We start from the raw sequence: 21,279 nt of genomic DNA on the forward strand, positions 1-21,279 counted from the left end.
GCTCCTCTCAGGTGCGGGCTTTCACAGACCCACCTTGGCACAACGCGAAGCCGCTGGTGGAGCCATCCACACCATCAGTGGCGCGCAATGGCTCACCGTTAGCTCTTTCCCAGTAGGTCCTTCAAGACGACGTTGTCCAACATGGTATCGGCCAACAGGCGCTTGAGCTTGACGTTCTCGTCCTCGAGGGCCTTCAGCCTGGCCGCCTCGGACACCTCCATGCCGCCATACTTGGCCTTCAGTTTGTAGAACGTCGCCGTGCTCAGCCCGTGCCTACGGCACACCTCCGCAGTCGGCATTCCGTTCGGCGCTACGATTGATCCACTGGATCAATCGCTTCACGCTTGAACCCTTTTCCTTGATCATCCCGATGATTTGCGCCTCGGTGAAACGGCTCTTTCGCATTTGTCTGCTCCTTCAAAGTTGGCGCAGACTCTACATTACGGTGAGGGATTTCGCGGGGGCAGGTCAGTCCTGTGCTTTCGGGCAAACATCATCTGTTCGCCGCCCGGGAGGGGCGGCGCTCGCGAGATCATTGTCTTGTTTCGGTGGGTGCCGGGTCGTCAGACGCCCTTGACGCGCCACTTGGGGAGTGTCCAGCGGACGTTCTTGTCAAGTTCCGCCAGCACTGCCGAGATATGCGCCACGTCCGCGAGAGCCGCCTTGCGCGCGGCGGGGTCCGCGAGATCGGCGTTCTCGATTTCCCGAAGGCGGGCCTGAAGCTCTTCTTTCTTGAATCGGTTAACTACCAAAGCGAGTTCGACCGCTGCGAACAGCAGGTTATCGATCATGTTCTCGGCGCGCCCGATGGATCCGCGTGCCCCCTGGAACATCTCGTCACGGTCACCGTCGCCCATTGCTTCTTCGAATGCAAAGGCTTCAGGACCTCTGTCATCCTCAAAGACCGGCATCTCGATCCCCATAAGTTCGAAGTTGATTCGCGCACACTGAAGTCCTCGTGATCGTCGAGGTGTTCGAAGAAGGGTATTCGGAGGTACCGGTATGTGCAGTCCTCCTGGCGACGCTCCTCTTCGCGTTGCCGTTCCAGTTGTCGTCTTTTGCGCTCAGTTGCTAAAAGTGCCATTTTTTTGAACCTGCATCCCCGTGATCTCCGTTGTGAACGTGAATACAACATTCACAACGCAAGTCGAAATACTCGCGGTCGCAAGTGGCTGTACCGCATGCTGATTTTGATGGTGGGAAGGAGGGTGAGGCGCAGGAGGAGAGCTTTAAAACTCTACGTATTATCAGGTGGTTGCGCCGGTTTTTGGCGGAGAGGAAGGGATTCGAACCCTCGAGACGGTTTCCCGCCTACACACTTTCCAGGCGTGCGCCTTCGACCACTCGGCCACCTCTCCGTCGACCCGTTTAGCAAGGACTGCGCGTCGGCTGCAAGAGGCATTCCGACCTTCTCTCCCTGTCATTTGTCGGCACGGTAACCTACGCCCCCGCGTCAGGCTTGCATGTATGAGCACGTGCACCGCACTCTGTGTGGTGAAATGCAAGGAGGGCGGGGATGTTCGCGCGCAAGCAGTTGAAATACGAGGCGGTGGATCTGCCCGACCGGGTTTCGATGCCGGATGAGGAAATGGTCCGGGCGGCGGCCGATTTCCATGACCGGATGAAACAGAGGCATTCGGTGCGAGAGTTCTCTGACCGTTCGGTGCCAAGGGCGGTCATCGAAAACTGTATCCGGACGGCGGGATCGGCGCCCTCGGGGGCCAACCACCAACCGTGGCACTTCGTGGCGATCTCGAATTCGGGGGTGAAGTCGCGCATCCGTGCCGCGGCAGAGGAAGAAGAGCGCAGCTTTTACGACGGGGCGGCGGGGGATGAATGGCTGCGGGCGTTGGAACCGATCGGAACGGGGCCGGAAAAGCCGCACCTTGAGATCGCGCCTTGGCTGATTGTGGTCTTTGCCCAGCGCTATGGGCGGTTCGACGATGGCACGCGGTTCAAGAACTATTACGTGCCCGAAAGCGTCGGCATTTCTACCGGCTTTCTGCTGGCGGCCTTGCACCATGCCGGGCTGGTGTCCCTGACCCACACGCCAAACCCGATGCGGTTCCTGAACGCGCTGCTTGGGCGGCCGGATTCGGAAAAGCCGGTGATGATTATCGCTGCGGGGCATCCGGCGCCCGGGGCAAAGGTCCCCGCCGTGGCCAAGATCAAGAAACCCCTGGACGAGATCCTGACCGTGGTCGAGTAGGCGGCAGGTGCCTCAGCTTGCGACTTGTTCACGCAGGATCGAGGCGGTCAGCGAGATCATCAGGTAGATGCCGCCGAAGATCAGGAAGGCCAGCATCGTGTTCTCGAACTTGCGGGGGTAGCTCGGGTCCTCCGAAGGTACGGGAACCACCGATGTGGTCAGGTAGCGGGCCTGGCTGTCGGCGTCGCGGCGGGCCTGTTCCAAGCGTTCCAGCGCGGTTTGCAGCATCAGGTCGCGGGTCGAGAGATCTGCTTCTGCCAGCTTGATCTGCACGGCCACCTCGGCCAGAGAGTCCTTTCCCGTTGTGGCCGTCGTCATCTCGAGGTTGAGCCGGTCCAGCAGCGCCTCAAGGCGGCGAATGTCGCCCTGGGCACCTTCGACCTTGGCGGAATTCGGACGGCTGTTATCCAGTAGAGCCTGCAGTTGCAGTTGTTTCTCCTGCAGTTGCAGCTCGTAGGTATTGATCTGTGAGCGCAACGCGGCAATCCGGCCCTCGGGGTCGATGACGTTGCCTTCCTGTTGCATGCGGACCAGCTTTTCCTGAGCGTCGCGGCGGGCGGCTTCGGCATCGGCCAAACCTTCCTCTGCGTCCTTGACCGCGTTGGATCGTTTGCGCAGCGAAAGGTTGTCCACCCGTTCCTCCGCATAACCGATCAGCGCGCTGGAAAAATCGGCGGCGACCTGCGGGTCGGCGGCCATGACTTCCATCTTGATCACACCCTCGGTCGGATCATAGCCGATCTGGACGTGACGTTTGTACAAGGCATAGGCCTCTTCGTTGGTGGGCTCCGGTTCCAACCGCTGGATCGGGTCGATGAACCCTTGAGTGAAATGCGACTTGAACCCTTCGTCCCGATCCAGGCGCAGCATGGCATCCTTGGAGGTCAGGTAGGATTGCACGGCGATAGCGTCCTGATTGGTGGCGAATTGGGTGCCCGAGAAAAGCGACCCCATCGCCCCGCCCGAGCTTTCGGCCTTGAGGATCAGGAATTCCGACTTGGTCGAATACATCGGGGTCGCAACGGCATAGAAGTAATAGCCGGCGACGAGGGTGGGGAGCAGGACAAAGGCCGCAAGCCGCACCATGAGCAGCATCATCTTCTTGCGGCGTCGTGCCGCCAGTTCGCGCTGGATCTGCCGTATTTCGGTGGCGCGGCGCTCTGCCGGGCTGATGGTTTCCGTCGAAGGCAGTTGCGCCTTTTCCATCTTGATGGTCTGGGGCAGTTGCACCTTGGGTTCCGGTTTCGATGGCTGCGGCGCGGCGGGCCTGTTGTCGGGGTCGGCCTTCACAAGTTCCAGCATGTTGGTGCGCTGGAACGGGTCGATCCCACGTTGGCGCAACAGACGCACGGCGTCGAAATCCGATGTCGCCTCAAACCCGTGCTTGTTGGCGACACGGCGGGCCATGCGCAATTGACGCGCGGTCAGCCCCTCGGCGCGGATCGAGTCGATGTCCGTCTCACCCGCGACCTGGCGGGAAGCGGCGACCTCGTCACTGCGGGCCTTTGCGGAAGTCTCGGTGTTCGAGAACTGCGGTCGTCCCGCTGCGGGCCGGTTGCCCCCGGACTCGGGCGGCTTTGGGGCAGGTGTTTCTGCCGGCGCGGTACGATCGGTCTCGGCACCCTCGCCTGGTTGGGCGGCAGCGGCCGGTGAACGCCGAATGCGGAACTTCTTAGCCTTCGGTTTCATAGTCATACAGCCGTTTCGCTTCTTCCAGGGTGTCGAACATGTACATCTTGCCGTCCATCAGGACAGCCGCCTTGCGGGCAAATTTCTCCAGCACCTTTGGTTGGTGACTGACGATTACGATCGTCGTCGTCCGCAGCCTTTCGGCCAGGATGTCGCCAGCGCGCTTGTTGAACGCGGCGTCGGTGGAATTGGGCATGCCCTCGTCGATCAGGTACATGTCGAAATCCAGCGCCAGCATCAGGGCAAAGGTGAACCGGGCCCTCATACCGGACGAATATGTGCCGATGGGCTGGTCGAAATACTCCTTCAGATCGCAAAGCCAACGGCAGAAGGATTCGACGTAGTCGGGATCAATCCCGTAGAGCTTGGCGATGAACCGGGCGTTTTCCCTGGCCGAGATCTTGGACACGACGCCGCCCATGAAGCCCAGTGGAAACGAGACACGGCAACCACGCCGGATTTCGCCCTCATCCGGTTTTTCCAGTCCTGCCATCATCTTGATGACGGTGGATTTGCCGGTGCCGTTGGGGGCGAGGATGCCAAGGGATTCACCCAGGTCAACGCGGAACGACACCCGGTCAAGAATCACCTTGCGCTGGGCGCCCGTCCAGAAGGACTTGCTGACCATGTCGAACTCTAACATCTGGGTGCCCTGACTACGCTCGGATCCCTAATGATCTGGTGTATGCGCCAACTTGGTAGACAATTTGTTCACATTATGGCGCTGGCGCGAAACAAAAACAAACCGGGCCCCGTGCAGGGACCCGGCAAGTCAACAATTCTCCATGAGGTTCAGGCGACGAGACCCCAGGTCATGCCTGCGATCAGTGCCCCCAGCAACGCGTAGACGAAGTAGGCCAAGAATACGCGGGGTTTGACGAGCGCCCAGACCGCGATGGCCGCAGGGATGCAGCTGACACCACCGGCGACGACAAAGCTCATCGCCGCGCCCGGTGCCATGCCCTGCGCCAGCAGCGCATCGACCAGCGGCACAGCGGCATAGCCGTTCAGATAGGCCGGCGCCCCGACCAATGCGCCCAGCAGGACCGGCATGAACCCGGTGCCACCCAGCACGCCGGCGATCATTTCGGCGGGCACGTAGTGGATCATCAACGCCTCGATGACATAGGCCAATGTCAGCCATTTCAGCAGGAACAGGGCGTTCTCAAATGCCGTATCGCGGAAGGTGGCGGTGCGTTCGCTCTCTTGCCAGAAGGCCCAGACGGGCTTGCCCTGAAAGGGTTTCTTGACGCCGCAGCAGCCGCCCACCTGCGGTTTTTCGCGCAGTGGGGCGCGGAAGACCGGGCTATCGGCCAGGGTCTTGGTCCCGAACCCGCCCAAAAGGCCCAGGCCGACGGCAGCGACGGTCTTGGCCACGGCGAAGTCCCAGCCAAGCGTGCCCGCGGTGATGAGGAACATGGCCGGATCCATCAGCGGCGAGGCCAGCCAGAAGGCCATGACCGCCGACAAGGGGGCGCCCACCGCCAGCAGCGCCGCGATGAAGGGGATCACTTCGCAGGAACAGAAAGGCGACATGCCCCCCAGCAGCGCGGCCAGGAAAATCATCCGGACTTCGCGCCCCTCAAAGGCCCTCGCCAGCAGCGTTTCGGCCCCGGTGGCCTTGAGATAGGCGACCGCCAGCACGGCAAAGAGGATGAACGGCGCGGTATGGCCAAGGGCCCCCGCGGTGAAAGTCACCGTCGGCCAGAACTGGGGCCAGTCGATCAGCGCGACGAGAGCCAGAAGCACGGCACTGGCCAGCCAGGCCTTGGAAACGGGCGGCAGGCGGCGTGTGGCCGTTGTTGACGTATCAGCCATTGTCGATGTCCTTGTGGCAGATCGAGGCATCCGCGCAGCACTGGCGCAGCAGGTAGTCCGACAGCGCCTCGACCTCGGAATAGTCGGCGGCGGCGCAGATGATCGAGCGTCCCTGCCGCGCCTGGGTAACGAGCCCGGCGGCAGAGAGGATTTTCAGGTGATGGGTGAGTGTTGATCCGGTGATCCCGGTACGTTCACCCAGTGCGCCGATGCTGAGCCCGTCGTGCCCGGCCCGCACCAGCGTGTGCAGAACCTGAAGGCGCTGTTCGGACCCGAGCGCGGCGAACTTGGAGGCCGCCGTTTCGACGGTCAGGGGAAGAGAATCGGTCATTTTCATAATTCTAAAAATGTCGAACTGAAGGCGCTTTCGCAAGTCAAATTTCGACAACCTTCGAAATGAGTGCTGGTCAAGGCGCCAGCGTTGCCGGAAATTGCGGCAGCTCCGGAGGAGCGTACTCCCGGCCGCTTGTGTTTCTTTGGGCCGAAAATACCTCCCGGGGAGAGGCCGAAGGCCGAGGAGGCAGCGCCCCCTCCCGGCGTGACCTCGACGCATCGGCGCATTAGACTTGCGCAATGCATCAACTGCTTGCCGACATTCGCGCCTGCCGTCTCTGCGCCGAGCGTTTCGCCGCCACCGAGACGGAACATGCGCCGCGCCCGGTCCTGCGGGCCCGGCCCTCGGCCCGGTTGCTCATCGCGGGTCAGGCCCCGGGAATGAAGGTCCATCACTCGGGCTTGCCGTTTACCGATCCCTCCGGAGACCGTCTGCGCGACTGGCTGGGCGTCGACGCCGAGACCTTCTACGACGAGACCCGCGTGGCCATCGTGCCCATGGCCTTCTGCTTTCCCGGCTACCGCAAGGGCTCGGACCTGCCGCCGCCGCCGATCTGTGCCCGCACCTGGCGGCAACAGGTTATCGATGCATTGCCCGATGTCCGGCTGACCGTCCTCGTCGGCGGCTATGCCCAGAAATGGCATCTGGGTGTCAAAGGCGGGGTGACAGAGACCGTTGCCTGCTGGCGCGACTTTTCGCCCGCGGCACTGCCCTTGCCGCATCCCTCGTGGCGCAATACCGCATGGTTGAAACGCAATCCCTGGTTCGAGGCCGAGCTGCTGCCCGTCCTGCGGACCCGTGTCGCGGAGGTGCTGGCATGAGCGAAGAGACCCTGACCGAACTGGACCGCGCCCATGCGGCGATGGAGGCCGCGCCGGATGATGACGCTCTGCGCCTGCGTTACTACGACCGGCTGGCCACGACCGAACTGTACCTGATGCTTGCCGCCGAACCGCAGGGGCAGGAGATCTCTCCCGAGATCTTCGAACTGGGCGACGCGCGCTTCGTCCTGGGGTTCGACCGGGAGGAACGGCTGTCCGGTTTTGCCGGGCGGGCCGTTCCCTACGCGGCACTGTCCGGCCGGGCGCTGGCCGCGATGCTGGCGGGGCAGGGGATCGGCCTGGCCCTGAACCTCGAGGTCGCCCCTTCGCAGTACCTGCTGCCGCCCGAGGCACTGGCCTGGCTGGCGGAAACTCTGGGTCACGGCCCGCAACAGGCCGAGGCGCGCCCCGCCGAGTTCCGCGCCCCGCGCGTGCCAGAGGCGCTGGTGACGGCGCTGGATGCGCGTCTGGCCACCGGCGCCGGGCTTGCCCGCAAGGCCTACCTCGCCGAGGTGATCTATGACGACGGGACGCGGGGGCACCTTCTGGGGATCACCGGCGCCGTTGCGGGCGCCGAAGCCGCGCTGGCCGGGGCCATCAACGAGGCGCTGGTCTTCTCGGGGTTGGAGGCGGGGGCGCTGGACGTCACCTTTCTGTCGGACAGCGACCGACTGACTGCCGATCTTGCCCGCGTCGCGCTGCGCTTTGACCTGCCAGAGGCTCAGGAACCAAAGAGGGTCGAGCGTCTGGCCCCCGGAGCCGATCCGGAAAAGCCGCCGATCCTGCGCTGATCTTCCGGTCAGGCCAGGTCGGACCTCAGCGTCGGCAGGGTATCCCCTTGGCGGGGCTGCGCTTCCCAGATCGCGCGGGCGATGGCGCGGGACAGGCACAGGCTGGCCGCATGGCCGATCATCGTTCCTTGCGTGCCCGGATCGTCCAAGGGCCGTGCGCCTGTAGCGGCTGCAAAAACAAGGTCCCCGTCCATCGGTGAATGCGCCGGCAGTATCGCCCGCGCGATCCCGTCATGGGCCGCAACGGCGACGCGGTGGCACTGTGCCTTGCTCAGCGCGGCGTCGGTGGCCACGATCGCGATGGTCGTGTTGCCCTGGGCGGCCATTGCGCCGAGTTTGCGGCTGGGGGGGAGGGCGAGGCCTGGAGACGGGTCCACGCCGAGGCCGCCGAACTCTGCCCCGATTTCGAAAGGGGCCGCCCAGAAATGGCGCCCGGAGGGGGTGGTCACGCTGCCCATCGGGTTGGCGGCGACCAGCGCGCCCACCGTGATGCCGTCGTCCAGCACGAGGCTGGCAGAGCCCAGCCCGCCCTTGTGCTGCGCCGTCTGCGCGCCGGTGCCCGCACCAGCGGTGCCCAGGGCGAAGTCCGCGGCCGCCGAGGTCAGCGCCCGCCGACCCAGCGCGGGATAGGGATTGTCGGCCCAAGCCTTGTCGCCGCCGTTCAGCAGGTCGAAGAGGATGGCCGCCGGGACGATTGGCACGCGTGCCGAGAAGATGCTGAATCCCTTGCCTTTTTCATGCAGTGCGTCCATCACGCCCTGTGCCGCGGCAAGCCCGAAGGCGCTGCCGCCGGACAGCACCAGCGCATGCACGGCCTCGACCGTTTTGTCCGGCGCCAGCAGGTCGGTTTCGCGTGTCCCGGGCGCCCCGCCCATGACCGAAACCGAGGCGGTGAACGGGCTGTCCGAAGTCAGGACCGTGGTGCCCGACCGGAGCGTTTCGTCCTCGGCATTGCCGACCAGAAGGCCGGGCACGTCGGTGATCAGGTTACGGTTTCCGGGTCGCATGGCTGGCCTTGGTCTCGGGAATTTGCGCGCAGCATCCGGGTCCCTCCGCAGAATCGCAAGGGGCCTTGGCCGCGACCGATGAAGATCCGGTGACGGCGGCGGGCGAGGGGGTTAACACGGCGTGCGCGCCGCAACACGGCACAAGATGTTGTGGTCATGCCCGGTCCGGACACGGCTGGAAACAGAGAGGCAGGGCAGCCTGTTCCGTACGTTTTGTACAAAACGTACGGCGTTTTCAGCAAAACGTACAAAACCCTTCGCGCTTTGGTCCGGTCACGAAGGTGACGTTGCGTCCGAAAAGGTTAAGGCCGGTGAGGCGGGGGCCGGTGCGCTCAGGGGCGCCCGGCCAGATCCGTGACCTGCGCCCGCATGACAGAGACAAAATCCCCGCTGGCGGGCCGCGACGCGAGTGGCGCGAAGATGACGGAGGCAAGACCCATCTCGGCGGCGCGGTCCCTGGCCTCCCGGGGCGGTTCGGCCTCCCAGATCAGGAGGGCGGCGCCGGTGTCCGTCACCATGTTCTGAAGGTCCTGCCACTGCGCCTCGCCCGGCATGGCGCCGGCCTCCCATTCGAGCGCGGCGATATCGAGACCGTAGGCCCGGGCGAAATACTGGTAGCGGGGGTGGGTCGCGATGATCGTCGTGCCTTGCAGCGCCGCGAGGGCCTCGCGCGCATGGCTGTCGAGGGCGTCCAGATCGGCCAGCAGCGCGGGCAGGGTTTCCGCCACCTGATCGCTCAGGTCGGGCATCCGGCGTTGCATGGCGGCCGCCAATGCCTGCGCCTGTCCGGCTGCCAGTTCGAAATCGAGCCAGGTATAGCTGGCGGTGCCGGTGTGCGAATGTTCACCATCCTCGCCGTGGCTGTGGGTCACGGATTGCGTGGCGATGAAGGCCCCGGACAGGTCCGAGGAGGTATCGATGAGCCGCGAGCGCGGCAGCGAGGCGCGCGTCGTCCATGCCGCGAACCCGGCCCCGTTGAGCGCGATCAGATCCGCCTGCTGGATCGCCGCGATGTCGGACAGGCCGGGCCGCCAGAAGGACGGGTCGCGCCCCTCGGGGACCGGGAACAGCACCTCGATCGCATCGCCGCCCAGCCGTTCCGCCATCCAGGCCAAGGGGTAGTTCACGGTGGCCACCACCGGCCGGTCCTGAGCGCTGGCGGCGCCGGCCAGAACGGCCAGCGCAAAGGCAAGAGGTTTGAGCATCAGTTCGTTCCCTGACCGTAGGCGATGTCGTCCGGTGTCAGCATCCAGTAATCGGAATGGCCCTCGTTGACCTCGACCTCGATCATCAGGCCGGTGTTCGCCGTGCCCTCTGGCAGGGTGAACTGCGTCTTGCCCTCGGCGCCGATCTCCAGCGTCATCAGCAGGACGTTGTCGGCATCCAGCACGCGCACCGCGCCCCCTGTGGGGGTGCGGCCGGATGAAAAGGTGGATTCCACCGTCACGGTCTGCCCCGAGACAGAGGCAAAGACCCGCAGGTCATGCGCCGCGACGGGCAGGGCGGCGACAACCAGGGCAAAGGCGAGGGCGCGGATCATTCCGTGGCCCAGGGTTCGAAGTGGACCCAGATCACCGCGCCCAGTTCGTGGGCCTTGTCCTCACCGTCATGCTGCATCGGCTCTGCGGCGGTGTTCAGCGCGGCAAAGCCCCACCATCCGGCGGTCGGCACGGCATAGCTGAAGACGCCATCGGCGTCGGCTTTGATCGTCTGGGTGATCATCAGGTCCGAGGGCGCGACGGCGCTGCCGTCCTCGTTGTAGTATTCGACCTCGACCTCTGCATAGGGCACGGGTTCGCCGTCGAGCTTGACGATGCCCTGGAACAGGTTGCCTTCCCACAGGGCAAAGGGCTTGGACAGCGGCACGATCTCTGTCTTGAGGCCCAGTTCAGCGTCCCAGCCTTCATCGTCGCCATAGGCCGAGACGTAGGTCTTGGTGAAATGGGTGATGAAGGCGTCTTCCTCGGGTTCCCAGTAGGGTTGGGGCGTCAGGGCAAAGACATGCGTGCCCGGACGTTCCAGCCGGTATTCGGTGGCAAAGCCGGCGTGGTCCATGACCTGCGTGTCCTCCAACGTGTCCAGCAGGTCGGTCGTCTCGCCGCCGTGTGTCACGGTAAAGGCCTCGGGCATCTCCAGCACCATGCCCACGCCCTCGAACGGATGCGAGAAGGAGAGCGTCAGGTCGATGCTGCGCCCGTCTTCCTGGCTGACCATGTTGTCGGAGGGGATGATCATGCCGTAGTGGGCCGTTGCCGTCGTGGCGAAGGCGGCAAGGGCCGCGGCGGTCATCAGTGTCTTCATCGGAATGTCTCCGTTACAGGTCAGGTCAAATGGCTACTCAAAGTGCAAGGATCCAGGCAACAAGGCTGTCGCCGTTCATCGTGACGAGCGTGACAAGCCCCGCGGCAATCCCTGCCGACAGGATCAACAGTAGGGCAATTTCCGCGAAGGCCAATCGCAGGATCATGAAACGGCCCGCGCCGAGCCGCCGGGCGGTTTCGATCTCGGGCGCGCGCAGGCTCCACGCCAGGAAGAGCGACAGGCCGATGGCGCCAAGCGCGGCGATCCCGATCACCAGGGTGACCGCGTCCAGGAGCGCCGCGATCCGGAAGATCCGGTCGACCAGTCCCGCGACCACCTCTGCCGGGACGGTCATCTGCAGCGGGTTTTCCGGGTCGAGATAGCGCCCGCGCAGGATCGTGCCCGAGCGCGTGTCGTAGGGGGCGACCAGCACGGCGGAGAGCGGGTAGTCACCAGAGGCGCCGTGGAAATGAAAGCTGTCGATGTTCTCGGGCGTGATGCGCTGGAACTGGGTGATGGCGGCATTGGCGGTGACATTGCCCGCGGCGTCCGGTGTCACCACGTCATCATGCCCGTGACCGATGCCGGCGATGATCCAGGTGGTCTTGACGTCGGTAAAGACGGCCTCGTCGTCGGGCGTGCCGGTGGCGGCCAGCACGCCGGTGATCTGCAGTTCCAGCGGATAGACCCCGTCGAGGTCGAAGAGGTTTTCCGGCGCCGAGACGACGGTGTCGCCGGGGCCGAGGCCGAGCCGGTCCGCCACCTGCGCGCCCAGCACCGCCTCGCCCAGGAGGGCCATCTGGCGCCCCTCGGCGATCTGCAGGCCGCGAAAGTCGAAGTAGTCGAGCGAGGTGCCCACGATCCGGGCGCCATTGGTCTGGAAGGCGGTGTGCAGCGGGATCGGCAGGGCCAGCCCGCTGTCCCAGACCGCGTCCTCGGCGGCGCGGGTGACGGGCTGGGCGCGGTCCTGCGAGAAATAGACCGCGCCCATCACCAGGTCGAGCTGGCTGCCGCGCGCGCCCAGCACCAGCGGCGTGACCTCGGCCCGGCGGGTCAGCGCCTCTTCGGAGCCGCGCAAGAGGACCTGCGTCACCAGCGGGACCGAGAGGATCAGCGCGCCTACGACGACGAGCAGCAGACTGCGCGCCCATGTCCAGCGCAGGTGGGCGAAGGCCAGGAAAAGCGCGTTCATGCGGGTCGTCTCAGCGATGCGAAATCGATCACCCGGTCGAACCGGGGCAAGAGGTCGTGGTCATGTGTCACCGCGACGACGGTTGCCTGCATGTCAGAGGCCCGGTCGAACAGCAGGTCGAGGATGGCTTCCTTGGTTTCCGGGTCGAGGTTGCCGGTGGCCTCGTCCGCGAGGATCAGTTTCGGTTGCGTGACCAGCGCCCGGCAGATGGCCACGCGCTGCTGCTCGCCCCCCGACAGCGCGGCGGGATGGCTTTTCAGGCGATGCGCGATTCCGCAGGCCTCTGCCAGGGCGCGGGCCCGTTCCCTGACCTGCGCATCGAGCCGCAGCCCGAGGCCGACGCGATAGGGATAGAGGATGTTCTCGTAGGCGTTCAGGTAGTCGACCAGCGCGAAATTCTGAAAGATGAAGCCCACATGCGTCGCCCGGAACCGGCGGCGCGCGGCGTCGTCCAGCGTCGCCAGATCGGTGTCGGCGACGGTCAATGCGCCGGCGTCCGCCCGGACCATCCCGGCCACGAGGTTCAGCAGCGTCGTCTTGCCGGTGCCGCTGGGACCGATCACGCCGACCCGTTCGCACGGCGCCACGTCCAGCGTGGGCACCTTCAGGGCAAAGCCGCCGCCGGGATAGGCAAAGGACAGGTCGCGGGCGGCGATCAACTGCCGTCTCCCGGGGGAGGCGCGTCGGCGTTGCGTTCGAGCGTGCCCGCGTCGCTGCGGTCGACCTCTGTCAGCGAGAAGCCGGTGATCTTCCAGGCGCCCTGGTCGGCGGCCATCGTGAGATCGGCGGCGTAGGCGTTGCCGCGCATGTGCATGTGCTCGGCATGGCCGACCACGCCAAGGACGCGCCACCTGGCGGTGATCTCGACCATGTCGCCGTTTCGGCGCGCGCTCATGCCCAGTAGCGAGACCTCGTGGATTTCCTGGTCCGGGTTCAGGCCGCCCCCGGCCATTGCCCCGACCCGTTCGAGGTAGAGCTGTTCCAGCGCCGGCCCCGTGGCCACCTTTGCCAGCCGGTCGTAGATCTCGGTCTCTTCGGTCTGGCTGAAGGCCTCGTAGATCGTGGCGAGGATGCCCGGCAGCAACAGGGGGCTTTCGCGCGAGAATTCCTGCGGCGACATGCCGTCGGCGGTGACGGGGCCCGTCCGGTCCGGCGCGATGAAGGTCCAGACGCCGATCGCGATGCCGGCCGCCGCCAGCGCCGCGGCCAAGATGTTTCTGAACATGATACGACTGCACCGCCTTCCGAACTGTCGCCAAGAGCATAGTGCAGACCGGATCGCGTGCAAGGCGGGCAGGGCAGGTTCACCTTGCATCGAGGGCCATGCCTTTGCTTGCCGTGCAGCGCGCTTAGATGCACCTGCCGCCGTCCACCTCCATGCAGACGCCGGTGATCATGTCGGCCTCGTCCGAGCAGAGGAACAGGGCGGCGTTGGCGAGGTCGCGGGGCGTGGAAAACCGGCCCAGCGGGATGGTGGAGAGGAATTTCGCCCGCATCTCTGGCGTGTCCTCACCCATGAAACTGGCGAGCAGGGGCGTTTCGCCCGCCACCGGGTTGAGCGCGTTGACACGGATGCCCGCAGGCGCCAGTTCCACCGCCATGGCCCGGGTCGCGGTGTTCATCCAGCCCTTGGAGGCGTTGTACCAGTTCAGGTTCGGCCGGGGCGAGACGCCGGCGGTGGAGGCCACGTTGAGGATCGCGCCCGAGCCCTGCGCCTTGAGCGCAGGGACAAGCGCGCGGGCGGCGAGGTAGACGGACTTGCAGTTGACGGCGAAGACGCGGTCGAAGTCCTCTTCGCTGACCTCTTCCATCGGGGCGGGCAGATGGGTGATGCCGGCGTTGTTCACCAGGATGTCGATGCCGCCCATGTGTTCGGTCGCCAGCGCCACGAGGGCGCGGACGCTGGCGCCGTCGGCGACATCGGTGTGCAGGGGATGGGCGCCGGTCTCCTTGGCCACGCGGCGGGCGTTTTCATAGTTGATGTCGGCCACCACCACCTGCGCGCCCTCGGCGGCGAACCGGGTGACGATCCCCTCGCCAAAGCCGGAGCCGCCGCCGGTGACGATGGCGCGTTTTCCTTGCAGTCTCATGCTGGGTCTCCCTAGTAGGTGGCGCGGCCGCCGGACTGGTCGAAGACCGCCCCGGTGGTGAAACTCGCCTCGGACGAGGCGAGCCAGCAGGCCATCGCGGCAATTTCGTCGATGGTGCCGAAGCGGCCCATCGGGATTTTCGATTCCATGTAGGCGATGAACTCGTCCGTCATCTGGTCGAAGATCGCGGTGCGCACGGCAGCAGGCGCGATGGCGTTGACGGTGATCTGCGTGTCGGCCAGTTCCTTGCCCAGCGATTTCGTCAGCCCGATGACCGCGGCCTTGGAGGCGGAATAGGCCGAGGCGTTGGGGTTGCCCTCTTTCCCGGCGACCGAGGCCATGTTGACGATCCGGCCAAAGCCCGCGGGCCGCATCAGCGCGGCGGCGGCGCGGTTGCAGTAGAACAGCCCGTGTGTATTGAGCTCGAACACCTGTTTCCAGGCCTCGGTGGGGTATTCGATGACGGTGGTGTTGGGGCCGGTGATCCCGGCGGAGCAGACCAGGGTGTCGAGCCCGCCCATCGCGGTCTGGTCCTCTGCCATCGCGCGGGTGACGGCCTGCGGATCGGTGACGTCGATCGCGCGGGTGCGGATGTTGGTTTCGCCCTCGATCGCGGCGAGGTTGTCGGCGGAAATGTCCCAGACCGTGACGATGGCGCCCTCGGCCGCAAGGCGGCGCGAAATGGCCGCGCCGATGCCCGAGGCGCCGCCTGTCACCACCGCGTGGCGGTTTTCGAAGCGCATTCAGTGTCCTCCCTTTTGCGCGGCATGTTGCGGGCTTGCTGCGGCGAGGTCCAGAGGATTGCGCGCGGTCGGCGGGGCGGCTCTGTTTGCGGCTGGCGCCGCAAAGACGCCCGCCCGCCGACCCTTGGGACAGGCTGCGCCTGTAGGCCTTCTTTCGGAGGTTCCGGGGACCAGGCCGGGCGGCTGGACCAGCCGGTGAGGGTGTCAGGAGGCAAGGTGCGGCAGGCGGGGGGCGGCGTCGAGCAGGGTTCGGGTGTAGGGATCCCGCGGCGCGGAGAAGATCCGCCCGGTCGGGCCTTGCTCGACGATGCGGCCCCTCTGCATGACCATGACCCGGTCGGTGATCCCGCGCACCACCGACAGATCGTGGCTGATGAAGAGATAGGCCAGCCCGTAGCTGGCGCTGAGACCGGCGATCAGGTCGAGGATCTGCGCCCGCACGCGCACGTCCAGCGCCGAGACCGCCTCGTCGAAGACGATCAGCTCGGGCCGGATGATGAGCGCGCGGGCGATGGCGAGGCGCTGGCGTTGGCCGCCGGAAAAGGCGTGGATGTGTTTCTGCGCGTCGTCGGGGGACAAGCCGACGGCGGTGAGCGCCTCGGCGATGGCATCCTCACGCGCCTTGCCCCGGAGCGGATCGGGCAGCAGGTGGAAAGGTTCGGAGATCAGCCGCGCGACCCGGTGGCGGGGGTTGAAGCTGCCGTAGGGGTCCTGGAAGACCACCTGCACCTTGCGCCGCACCTGCGGGTTGGGGCGGTGATGGGTGAAGACCGGCGTGGCGTCGAGCGTGATGACCCCCGAGGCGATGGGCGTCAATCCCAGCAGGGCGCGGGTGAGGGTGGACTTGCCGCAGCCGGATTCGCCGACGAGGCCGACGCGTTCGCCGCGCCCGATGGCAAAGCTGACATCGTCGACGGCGGTGAACCGGGGATGGGCGGCAAGGGGATGCGGACGCGGCAGCGGGTAGGTGCAGGTCACGCGCTGCGCCTCGAGCAGGGCGCCGCTGTCAGGACGCGGTGGCAGGTGCGGCTGATGGCCCGACGCTTCGAAGAGGGCGCGGGTATAGGGGTGGTCGCGACGGGCGATGAGCTGGTGCGTGGGAGCGCTTTCGACGATGCGGCCCTTTTGCATGACGGCGATGCGATGGGCCATGGCGGCGACCACGGCGAGGTCATGGGTGATCATCATCAGTGCCATGCCCTCGGTCCTCGTGAGGTCTTGCAGCAACTCGAGGATCTGTGCCTGGGTGGTCACGTCGAGCGCGGTGGTGGGTTCGTCCGCGATCAGCAGCCGGGGCCTGAGCGCGATGGCCATGGCGATGACCACGCGCTGGCGCTGGCCGCCGGAGAGTTCGTGCGGGTAGCGTGACAGCGGCAGGTCGAGACCGCAGCGGGCGAGCGCCTCTCTGGCGCGGGTGCGGGCCTCGGCCCGGGAGGTGCGGGGGGCGTGTTGCAGGATGGTTTCCGAGACCTGCGCGCCGATGCTCTGCACCGGGTTGAGCGCGGTCATCGGTTCCTGGAAGACCATGCCGATGTCGCGGCCCCGGATGTCGCAGAGCCTGCGTTCCGACAGCGCCAGCAGATCGGTGCCGTCCAGCACGATCCGCCCCGCGGCCCGCGCGCCCTGCGGCAGGAGGCCCATCGCCGCCAGCGCCGTCATCGATTTGCCGGAGCCGGATTCGCCGGTCAGGGCGAGGATTTCACCGGGCGCGATCGACAGCGAGATGGCGTCGAGGATTCGCGTGCCCTGGATCTCGACGGTGAGGGCGTGGATGTCGAGAAGGGGGGGCGCTGCCCCCGGCCTGCGGCCTCCCCCGGAGTATTTTTCGAGAGAAGAAGCCGTCATGTGCGCAGGACCTTCAGCCGCGGGTCCAGCGCGTCGCGCAGCCCGTCGCCCAGCAGGTTCAGGCCCAGCACCATGAAGACGATCGCGAGGCCCGGGATCACGGCCACATGCGGGGCGAGGGAGACCAGCGTCTGGGCATCGGCCAGCATCCGCCCCCAGGAGGGGACCGGGGGCTGGGCGCCGAGGCCGACATAGCTGAGGCCGGCCTCGGCGAGGATGCCGAGGGAGAACTGGATGGTGCTTTGCACGATCAGCAGGTTGGCGATGTTGGGCAGGATGTGTTCGGCGCTGATCCGCAGCGTGGACTTGCCCGCGACACGGGCGGCGAGGATGAACTCGCGCGTCCAGAGCGACAGCGCGGCGCCGCGTGCGAGCCGGGCGAAGACGGGGATGTTGAAGATGCCGATGGCGAGGATGGCGTTGATCGCGCCGGGGCCGAAGACGGCGGTGATCAGGATGGCGATGACGAGGCTGGGAAAGGCGAAGATCAGGTCGGAGCTGCGCGAGATGAGCTCGTCCACGAGACCGCCCCTGTGGGCGGCGGCGGCGAGGCCGAGCGGGACGCCGAGCGTCAGGCCGATGCCCACGGCCACCAGCGCCACGGCGATGGAGGTGCGCGCGCCGACCATGAGCATGCTCAGGATGTCGCGGCCGAAGTGATCGGTGCCCAGCAGGTGGGCGCCGCCCGGCGGCCGGAGGCGGCCCGGGATGTTCATCGCGGTGACGTCGCCCGGTGTCCAGACAAAGGACAGGGCCGCGGCGGCCAGGAAAAGCGCGGTGAGCAAACCGCCGAGGATCAGGTTGCGGCTCATCTGTGGCGCAGCCTCGGGTCGGCCAGCGCATAGGCGAGGTCGGTGAGGAAGTTCACGAGGATGACGGCAAAGACCAGCAGCATGACGGTGCTTTCCACCACGATCAGGTCGCGTTGCGAGATGGCCTGGAAGATCAGGCGCCCGAGGCCCGGGAGGTAGAAGACCTGCTCGATGATGATGCCCCCGGCGATGAGAAAGGAGAATTGCAGCCCGATGATGGTCAGCACCGGGATCAGCGCGTTGCGCACCCCGTGCCGCCAGAGCGTCTGGGTGCGGGTCAGCCCCTTGGCGCGGGCGGTGCGGATATAGTCCTCTCCCAGCGCGTCGATGAGCGAGGAGCGCAGGACGCGGGCAAGGATGGCGGCCTGCGGCAGGGCCAGCGCCACGGCGGGCAGGGTCAGGGCACGGATGGCCTGTAGCGGGTCCTCCCAGCCGGGGAAGCCGCCGGAGGGGAAGATGCGCCAGGTGATGGCAAAGCCCAGCACGAGCAGCATGGCGAACCAGAAGTTCGGGATCGCGACGCCCAGTTGCGAGAAGGCCATGACGCCGAGGTCCGGTGCGCGGCCGCGGGTGGCGGCGGCAATGAGCCCCGCCGGGAAGGCCAGCAGAACCGCCAGCGTCAGCGCGAAAAGCGCCAGCGGCAGCGAGATCCAGAGCCTTTCGCCGATGATTTCGGAGACCGGGGCGCGGTAGGTGTAGGACATGCCGAAGTCGCCGCTCAGCATGCCGGTTGTCCAGGCGAGGTAGCGTTGCCATTTCGGCAGATCGAGGCCCAGTTCCTGGCGCAGGGCGGCCAGGGTTTCGGGCTGGGCGTTGATGCCCAGCATGTAGCTGGCCGGATCGCCCGGGGCCACTTCGACGACGAGGAAGATTACCGCCGATGCGACGGCGAGGCTGAGGACCAGCGAGATCAGGCGTCGGGTGAGATAGGCCAGCATTGGGGCACCGTATGATTGGCCCGTGGCGGCGTCCAGAGGGTTGCAGGCGGCGGGCCGGTCCGGGGGATCAGTCCGGCGTGGACAGGAAGCCCTGCAACGCCTCGGTCGTCTCGGCCGGGGACTGGTCGACGAAGAAATGCCCGCCGGGGATCGCGCGGGCCCGCATGTGATCCAGCCGGGGCGCCCAGGTGGCGGGCACGTCGTAGGCCCGCGCCATTGCGCCCTCGGCGCCATAGAGCACCAGCGCTGGGCAGGTCACGCGCCGGTCGAGGTCGTCCGTGTCATGCTGCAGGTCGATGTCCAGCGCCGCGCGGTAGTCGTCGTTCATCGCGCGGCGGCACTCTGGATCGGCCCATGCGGCGCGGTAGGCATCGAGCTGGGCAGGCGGGAAATCCGACAGGTCCGCCTTGCCGAAGCCCAGCAGGCAGCGGGTGTAGAAGGTCTCTGGGTCGGCGGCGATCAGGGTTTCCGGGAACGGTTCCGGCTGGGCGAGGAAGAACCAGTGGTAATAGCCCCTTGCGACGTCGTGGGTCAGGTCCGTCAGCAGGTGGTGGGTGGGCACGATGTCCATGACCGTCAGCGAGCGCAGGGCCTCGGGCGCGTCGAGCGCGAGGCGGTGCGCGGTACGGGCGCCGCGATCGTGTCCGACAAGGTGAAAGCTCTCATGGCCGAGGTGCTGCATCAGGGCCAGCTGGTCGCGGGCCATGTTGCGAAAGCTGTAGCTGGCGACGCCTGCGGGCTTGTCGCTTTCGCCGTAGCCGCGCAGATCGGGGCAGATGACGGTGAAATCTCGGGCGAGGGTGGGGGCGACCTCGGCCCACATGGCGCGGGTCTGGGGAAAACCGTGCAGCAACAGCAGCGGCGGCCCGGAGCCGCCGTGTTCATAGGCGATCCGCGTGCCGTCAAGCTCGGCGCTGGCAGGGGTGAATCCGGGGATGTCGTTGCGGAGCATGGCGTTCAGCCTCCTGTCACGCAGAGGATTTCGTCCCGGCCGGGGGGCTGAGAAGCGGCGTCTGGGAAATGGGTCGTCGGGCGGGCTGGTCCCATGCCCTTTCACGACGGCCCGAAGGCAAGCGCGCCCTGTCCACCGACAAGGCGCGCCCCGGGGTTACTGTGTCCAGCGCACCTGCGCCAGCGGGTTTGCCTGGGTCGGCTGGTTGACCCACAGGCCCTCGATCCGGGCATCGGCGACGGTGGGGAAGGCCAGCTGGAACAGGAAGCCGTTGACGTAGTCGCGGGCGATCAGCGTCTGTGCCTCGGCCAGCATGTCCGACCGTGCCGCCGGGTCGGTGGTGGCGTTCAGGGTCGTCATCAGGGCCCGGAACTCTTGGCTGTCGTACTGGAAGTAATAGTCGGGCCGGGCGTAGATGCCGATGTCGAGCGGTTCGGTATGGCTGACGATGGTCAGTCCGTAGCCCTTGCCCTTGAACACTTCCTCCAGCCACTGCGCCCATTCCAGGTTGGTGATCTCGGCCTCGATCCCGACATTGCGCAGTTGCGCGGCGATGATCTCTCCGCCGCGGCGGGCGTAGGAGGGGGGCGGCAGCTTGAGCGTTGTCTTGAACCCTTCTGCATAGCCCGCGTCCACCAGCAACATGCGCGCGCGGTCGGGATCATGCGGCGACAGGCCGGTCAGGTCGACGTAATCGGGGTTGTGCGGCGCGAAATGCGTGCCGATGGGCGTGCCCAGGCCGAACATGGCGCCGTCGATGATCGCCTGCCGGTCGATGGCATGAGCCACCGCCTCGCGCACGCGGGGATCGTCGAAGGGCGGCTGCTTGTTGTTCATCGCCAGGATCGTCTCGCCCTCGGACGAGCCGAGCAGCACCTGGAATCGCGGGTCGCCCTGGAACTGGGGCAGGTTTTCGGGTGCCGGGTAGCCGGAGAACACGTCGATGTCCTGCGCCATCATGGCGGCGAATGCGGCGGTCGGGTCCGAGATGAACTTGAACGTGGCCTCTGTCAGATGGGGCGCATCGCCCCAGTAGTCGGCATTCTGCACCAGGCGGACGCTGTCGCCCTTGCGCCATTCATCAAACTTGAACGGGCCGGTGCCGATGGGGGTCTGCTGGATGTCCTCGATGCTTTCGGGGGCCACCATGACCGCGTCGCCCCAGGCCAGGTTGAACAGCAGGTTGCCGTTGGGCGCATTCAGGGTCAGCTCGACCGTGGCGGGGTCGATCACCGTGACCTCGGCAATGTCGGAAAACAGCGCCTTCTGGGCGTTGGTGCTGTCCTCGGCCCGGGCGCGGTCGAGGCTGAACTTGACGTCCTCGGCGTCGAAGGTGGTGCCATCGTGAAAGACGACACCCTCGGCGAGGTGGAAGGTATAGGTCAGCCCGTCGTCGGAGATCTCCCATGTGCGGGCCAGTGCCGGGACGATGGCGCCATCGCCGGTGAACCGGGTCAGACCTTCGAAGACATTGGAATAGAGCACGCTGTCGATCGCCCCGGCGGCGGCAGAGGTCGGATCGAGGTGCGGCGGTTCCAGCTGGATCGCGATGGTCAGGTCGGTCTGCTGGGCAAGCGCCGCGGTCCCGCCCAGAAGGGCGGCGGCGAGGGTAAGGCGGAATGTCATGTCGGTTCCCCTGTTGCTTTGGGGTCGAGTGTTGCGCTTTGCCGGGCGCGGTTCAAGCACGGGCTGCAAATGGGCTCTGGTTCTGCGTTGCAGCAAATGATAGGTGGGTGC

Annotated in this window: 22 protein-coding genes, 1 tRNA gene and 1 pseudogene; 3 read left to right on the forward strand and 21 right to left on the reverse strand. The window is 66.2% G+C overall.

Annotation, left to right across the window (positions count from 1 at the left end):
* Window positions 1-104: 104 nt before the first annotated feature.
* From RBB42_RS06550 to RBB42_RS06560, 3 genes and pseudogenes are all read right to left on the reverse strand, one after another.
* Window positions 105-405 (reverse strand): annotated as a pseudogene (locus RBB42_RS06550) (transposase); the annotation flags it as partial.
* A gap of 158 nt (window positions 406-563) precedes the next feature.
* A complete protein-coding gene (locus tag RBB42_RS06555) occupies window positions 564-857 on the reverse strand; it encodes a hypothetical protein (RefSeq protein WP_306043515.1) in 294 nt (97 codons plus the stop codon).
* A 411-nt stretch (window positions 858-1,268) separates the two neighbouring features.
* Window positions 1,269-1,358 (reverse strand) — tRNA-Ser (locus RBB42_RS06560).
* A 158-nt stretch (window positions 1,359-1,516) separates the two neighbouring features.
* Between RBB42_RS06560 and RBB42_RS06565 the strand changes: the two genes are divergently transcribed.
* A complete protein-coding gene (locus RBB42_RS06565; RefSeq protein WP_305969302.1) occupies window positions 1,517-2,209 on the forward strand; it encodes a nitroreductase family protein in 693 nt (230 codons plus the stop codon).
* Window positions 2,210-2,221: 12 nt separating this feature from the next.
* Here RBB42_RS06565 and RBB42_RS06570 read toward each other — a convergent pair whose 3' ends face one another.
* From RBB42_RS06570 to RBB42_RS06585, 4 genes are all read right to left on the reverse strand, one after another.
* Window positions 2,222-3,904 carry a KpsE/RkpR family capsule polysaccharide export protein gene (locus RBB42_RS06570; protein WP_305969301.1) on the reverse strand — a complete coding sequence of 561 codons (1,683 nt, stop codon included), beginning with the start codon at window positions 3,902-3,904 and terminating at the stop codon, window positions 2,222-2,224.
* Window positions 3,882-4,541 (reverse strand): ABC transporter ATP-binding protein, encoded by a 660-nt coding sequence (locus RBB42_RS06575; RefSeq protein WP_305969300.1) that lies wholly within the window; start codon window positions 4,539-4,541, stop codon window positions 3,882-3,884. The genes RBB42_RS06570 and RBB42_RS06575 overlap by 23 nt, the downstream gene beginning before the upstream one ends.
* Before the next feature lie 149 nt (window positions 4,542-4,690).
* On the reverse strand, window positions 4,691-5,716 hold the full coding sequence (locus RBB42_RS06580; RefSeq protein WP_305969299.1) for a permease: 1,026 nt from the start codon (window positions 5,714-5,716) through the stop codon (window positions 4,691-4,693).
* Window positions 5,709-6,053 carry an ArsR/SmtB family transcription factor gene (locus tag RBB42_RS06585; RefSeq protein WP_305969298.1) on the reverse strand — a complete coding sequence of 115 codons (345 nt, stop codon included), beginning with the start codon at window positions 6,051-6,053 and terminating at the stop codon, window positions 5,709-5,711. The genes RBB42_RS06580 and RBB42_RS06585 overlap by 8 nt, the downstream gene beginning before the upstream one ends.
* A gap of 236 nt (window positions 6,054-6,289) precedes the next feature.
* Between RBB42_RS06585 and RBB42_RS06590 the strand changes: the two genes are divergently transcribed.
* Together RBB42_RS06590 and RBB42_RS06595 are read left to right on the forward strand one after the other, a co-directional pair.
* Window positions 6,290-6,871, forward strand: coding sequence for a uracil-DNA glycosylase family protein (locus RBB42_RS06590; RefSeq protein WP_305969297.1), 582 nt, complete (start codon window positions 6,290-6,292; stop codon window positions 6,869-6,871).
* Window positions 6,868-7,662, forward strand: coding sequence for an SseB family protein (locus tag RBB42_RS06595; RefSeq protein ID WP_305969296.1), 795 nt, complete (start codon window positions 6,868-6,870; stop codon window positions 7,660-7,662). The genes RBB42_RS06590 and RBB42_RS06595 overlap by 4 nt, the downstream gene beginning before the upstream one ends.
* An 8-nt stretch (window positions 7,663-7,670) precedes the next feature.
* Here the strand turns inward: RBB42_RS06595 and RBB42_RS06600 are convergent, their stop codons facing one another.
* The 14 genes from RBB42_RS06600 to RBB42_RS06665 form a co-directional block, all read right to left on the reverse strand.
* A complete protein-coding gene (locus tag RBB42_RS06600; RefSeq protein ID WP_305969295.1) occupies window positions 7,671-8,669 on the reverse strand; it encodes a P1 family peptidase in 999 nt (332 codons plus the stop codon).
* A gap of 332 nt (window positions 8,670-9,001) precedes the next feature.
* The gene (locus RBB42_RS06605; RefSeq protein ID WP_305969294.1) at window positions 9,002-9,874 is read right to left on the reverse strand and encodes a metal ABC transporter substrate-binding protein; all 873 of its coding nucleotides are present in this window, start codon (window positions 9,872-9,874) and stop codon (window positions 9,002-9,004) included.
* On the reverse strand, window positions 9,874-10,209 hold the full coding sequence (locus RBB42_RS06610; protein WP_305969293.1) for a hypothetical protein: 336 nt from the start codon (window positions 10,207-10,209) through the stop codon (window positions 9,874-9,876). The genes RBB42_RS06605 and RBB42_RS06610 overlap by 1 nt, the downstream gene beginning before the upstream one ends.
* A complete protein-coding gene (locus tag RBB42_RS06615) occupies window positions 10,206-10,970 on the reverse strand; it encodes a DUF4198 domain-containing protein (protein ID WP_305969292.1) in 765 nt (254 codons plus the stop codon). Before RBB42_RS06615 ends, RBB42_RS06610 begins: the two co-directional genes overlap by 4 nt.
* Window positions 10,971-11,007: 37 nt before the next feature.
* A complete protein-coding gene (locus RBB42_RS06620; RefSeq protein WP_305969291.1) occupies window positions 11,008-12,162 on the reverse strand; it encodes an ABC transporter permease in 1,155 nt (384 codons plus the stop codon).
* The gene (locus RBB42_RS06625) at window positions 12,159-12,821 is read right to left on the reverse strand and encodes an ABC transporter ATP-binding protein (RefSeq protein WP_305969290.1); all 663 of its coding nucleotides are present in this window, start codon (window positions 12,819-12,821) and stop codon (window positions 12,159-12,161) included. The genes RBB42_RS06620 and RBB42_RS06625 overlap by 4 nt, the downstream gene beginning before the upstream one ends.
* A complete protein-coding gene (locus RBB42_RS06630) occupies window positions 12,818-13,387 on the reverse strand; it encodes a hypothetical protein (protein ID WP_305969289.1) in 570 nt (189 codons plus the stop codon). Before RBB42_RS06630 ends, RBB42_RS06625 begins: the two co-directional genes overlap by 4 nt.
* Before the next feature lie 124 nt (window positions 13,388-13,511).
* Entirely contained in the window at window positions 13,512-14,252 is a 741-nt protein-coding gene (locus RBB42_RS06635) for a glucose 1-dehydrogenase (protein WP_305969288.1), read from the reverse strand.
* A gap of 11 nt (window positions 14,253-14,263) precedes the next feature.
* Window positions 14,264-14,995: an SDR family NAD(P)-dependent oxidoreductase gene (locus RBB42_RS06640; protein WP_305969287.1), complete on the reverse strand. Its 732-nt coding sequence runs from the start codon at window positions 14,993-14,995 to the stop codon at window positions 14,264-14,266.
* Between the two features lie 204 nt (window positions 14,996-15,199).
* Window positions 15,200-16,840: an ABC transporter ATP-binding protein gene (locus RBB42_RS06645; RefSeq protein WP_305969286.1), complete on the reverse strand. Its 1,641-nt coding sequence runs from the start codon at window positions 16,838-16,840 to the stop codon at window positions 15,200-15,202.
* Window positions 16,837-17,652, reverse strand: a complete 816-nt coding sequence (locus tag RBB42_RS06650; RefSeq protein ID WP_305969285.1) for an ABC transporter permease — start codon at window positions 17,650-17,652, stop codon at window positions 16,837-16,839. Before RBB42_RS06650 ends, RBB42_RS06645 begins: the two co-directional genes overlap by 4 nt.
* Window positions 17,649-18,590: an ABC transporter permease gene (locus RBB42_RS06655; RefSeq protein WP_305969284.1), complete on the reverse strand. Its 942-nt coding sequence runs from the start codon at window positions 18,588-18,590 to the stop codon at window positions 17,649-17,651. Before RBB42_RS06655 ends, RBB42_RS06650 begins: the two co-directional genes overlap by 4 nt.
* A 67-nt stretch (window positions 18,591-18,657) precedes the next feature.
* Window positions 18,658-19,542, reverse strand: coding sequence for an alpha/beta fold hydrolase (locus tag RBB42_RS06660; protein ID WP_305969283.1), 885 nt, complete (start codon window positions 19,540-19,542; stop codon window positions 18,658-18,660).
* A gap of 156 nt (window positions 19,543-19,698) precedes the next feature.
* Window positions 19,699-21,168: an ABC transporter substrate-binding protein gene (locus RBB42_RS06665; RefSeq protein ID WP_305969282.1), complete on the reverse strand. Its 1,470-nt coding sequence runs from the start codon at window positions 21,166-21,168 to the stop codon at window positions 19,699-19,701.
* Window positions 21,169-21,279 lie beyond the last annotated feature (111 nt).

Origin of the sequence: Mameliella sp. MMSF_3455, assembly GCF_030733205.1 — a bacterium.
GTDB lineage: Bacteria > Pseudomonadota > Alphaproteobacteria > Rhodobacterales > Rhodobacteraceae > Antarctobacter.

What these genes read in the sequence shown, in the direction of transcription:
- RBB42_RS06555 (WP_306043515.1), bottom strand. Translation starts at nt 857, where the DNA reads ATGGGCGACGGTGACCGTGACGAGATGTTCCAGGGGGCACGCGGATCC.
- RBB42_RS06565 (WP_305969302.1), top strand. Translation starts at nt 1,517, where the DNA reads ATGTTCGCGCGCAAGCAGTTGAAATACGAGGCGGTGGATCTGCCCGAC.
- RBB42_RS06570 (WP_305969301.1), bottom strand. Translation starts at nt 3,904, where the DNA reads ATGACTATGAAACCGAAGGCTAAGAAGTTCCGCATTCGGCGTTCACCG.
- RBB42_RS06575 (WP_305969300.1), bottom strand. Translation starts at nt 4,541, where the DNA reads ATGTTAGAGTTCGACATGGTCAGCAAGTCCTTCTGGACGGGCGCCCAG.
- RBB42_RS06580 (WP_305969299.1), bottom strand. Translation starts at nt 5,716, where the DNA reads ATGGCTGATACGTCAACAACGGCCACACGCCGCCTGCCGCCCGTTTCC.
- RBB42_RS06585 (WP_305969298.1), bottom strand. Translation starts at nt 6,053, where the DNA reads ATGAAAATGACCGATTCTCTTCCCCTGACCGTCGAAACGGCGGCCTCC.
- RBB42_RS06590 (WP_305969297.1), top strand. Translation starts at nt 6,290, where the DNA reads ATGCATCAACTGCTTGCCGACATTCGCGCCTGCCGTCTCTGCGCCGAG.
- RBB42_RS06595 (WP_305969296.1), top strand. Translation starts at nt 6,868, where the DNA reads ATGAGCGAAGAGACCCTGACCGAACTGGACCGCGCCCATGCGGCGATG.
- RBB42_RS06600 (WP_305969295.1), bottom strand. Translation starts at nt 8,669, where the DNA reads ATGCGACCCGGAAACCGTAACCTGATCACCGACGTGCCCGGCCTTCTG.
- RBB42_RS06605 (WP_305969294.1), bottom strand. Translation starts at nt 9,874, where the DNA reads ATGCTCAAACCTCTTGCCTTTGCGCTGGCCGTTCTGGCCGGCGCCGCC.
- RBB42_RS06610 (WP_305969293.1), bottom strand. Translation starts at nt 10,209, where the DNA reads ATGATCCGCGCCCTCGCCTTTGCCCTGGTTGTCGCCGCCCTGCCCGTC.
- RBB42_RS06615 (WP_305969292.1), bottom strand. Translation starts at nt 10,970, where the DNA reads ATGAAGACACTGATGACCGCCGCGGCCCTTGCCGCCTTCGCCACGACG.
- RBB42_RS06620 (WP_305969291.1), bottom strand. Translation starts at nt 12,162, where the DNA reads ATGAACGCGCTTTTCCTGGCCTTCGCCCACCTGCGCTGGACATGGGCG.
- RBB42_RS06630 (WP_305969289.1), bottom strand. Translation starts at nt 13,387, where the DNA reads ATGTTCAGAAACATCTTGGCCGCGGCGCTGGCGGCGGCCGGCATCGCG.
- RBB42_RS06635 (WP_305969288.1), bottom strand. Translation starts at nt 14,252, where the DNA reads ATGAGACTGCAAGGAAAACGCGCCATCGTCACCGGCGGCGGCTCCGGC.
- RBB42_RS06640 (WP_305969287.1), bottom strand. Translation starts at nt 14,995, where the DNA reads ATGCGCTTCGAAAACCGCCACGCGGTGGTGACAGGCGGCGCCTCGGGC.
- RBB42_RS06645 (WP_305969286.1), bottom strand. Translation starts at nt 16,840, where the DNA reads ATGACGGCTTCTTCTCTCGAAAAATACTCCGGGGGAGGCCGCAGGCCG.
- RBB42_RS06650 (WP_305969285.1), bottom strand. Translation starts at nt 17,652, where the DNA reads ATGAGCCGCAACCTGATCCTCGGCGGTTTGCTCACCGCGCTTTTCCTG.
- RBB42_RS06655 (WP_305969284.1), bottom strand. Translation starts at nt 18,590, where the DNA reads ATGCTGGCCTATCTCACCCGACGCCTGATCTCGCTGGTCCTCAGCCTC.
- RBB42_RS06660 (WP_305969283.1), bottom strand. Translation starts at nt 19,542, where the DNA reads ATGCTCCGCAACGACATCCCCGGATTCACCCCTGCCAGCGCCGAGCTT.
- RBB42_RS06665 (WP_305969282.1), bottom strand. Translation starts at nt 21,168, where the DNA reads ATGACATTCCGCCTTACCCTCGCCGCCGCCCTTCTGGGCGGGACCGCG.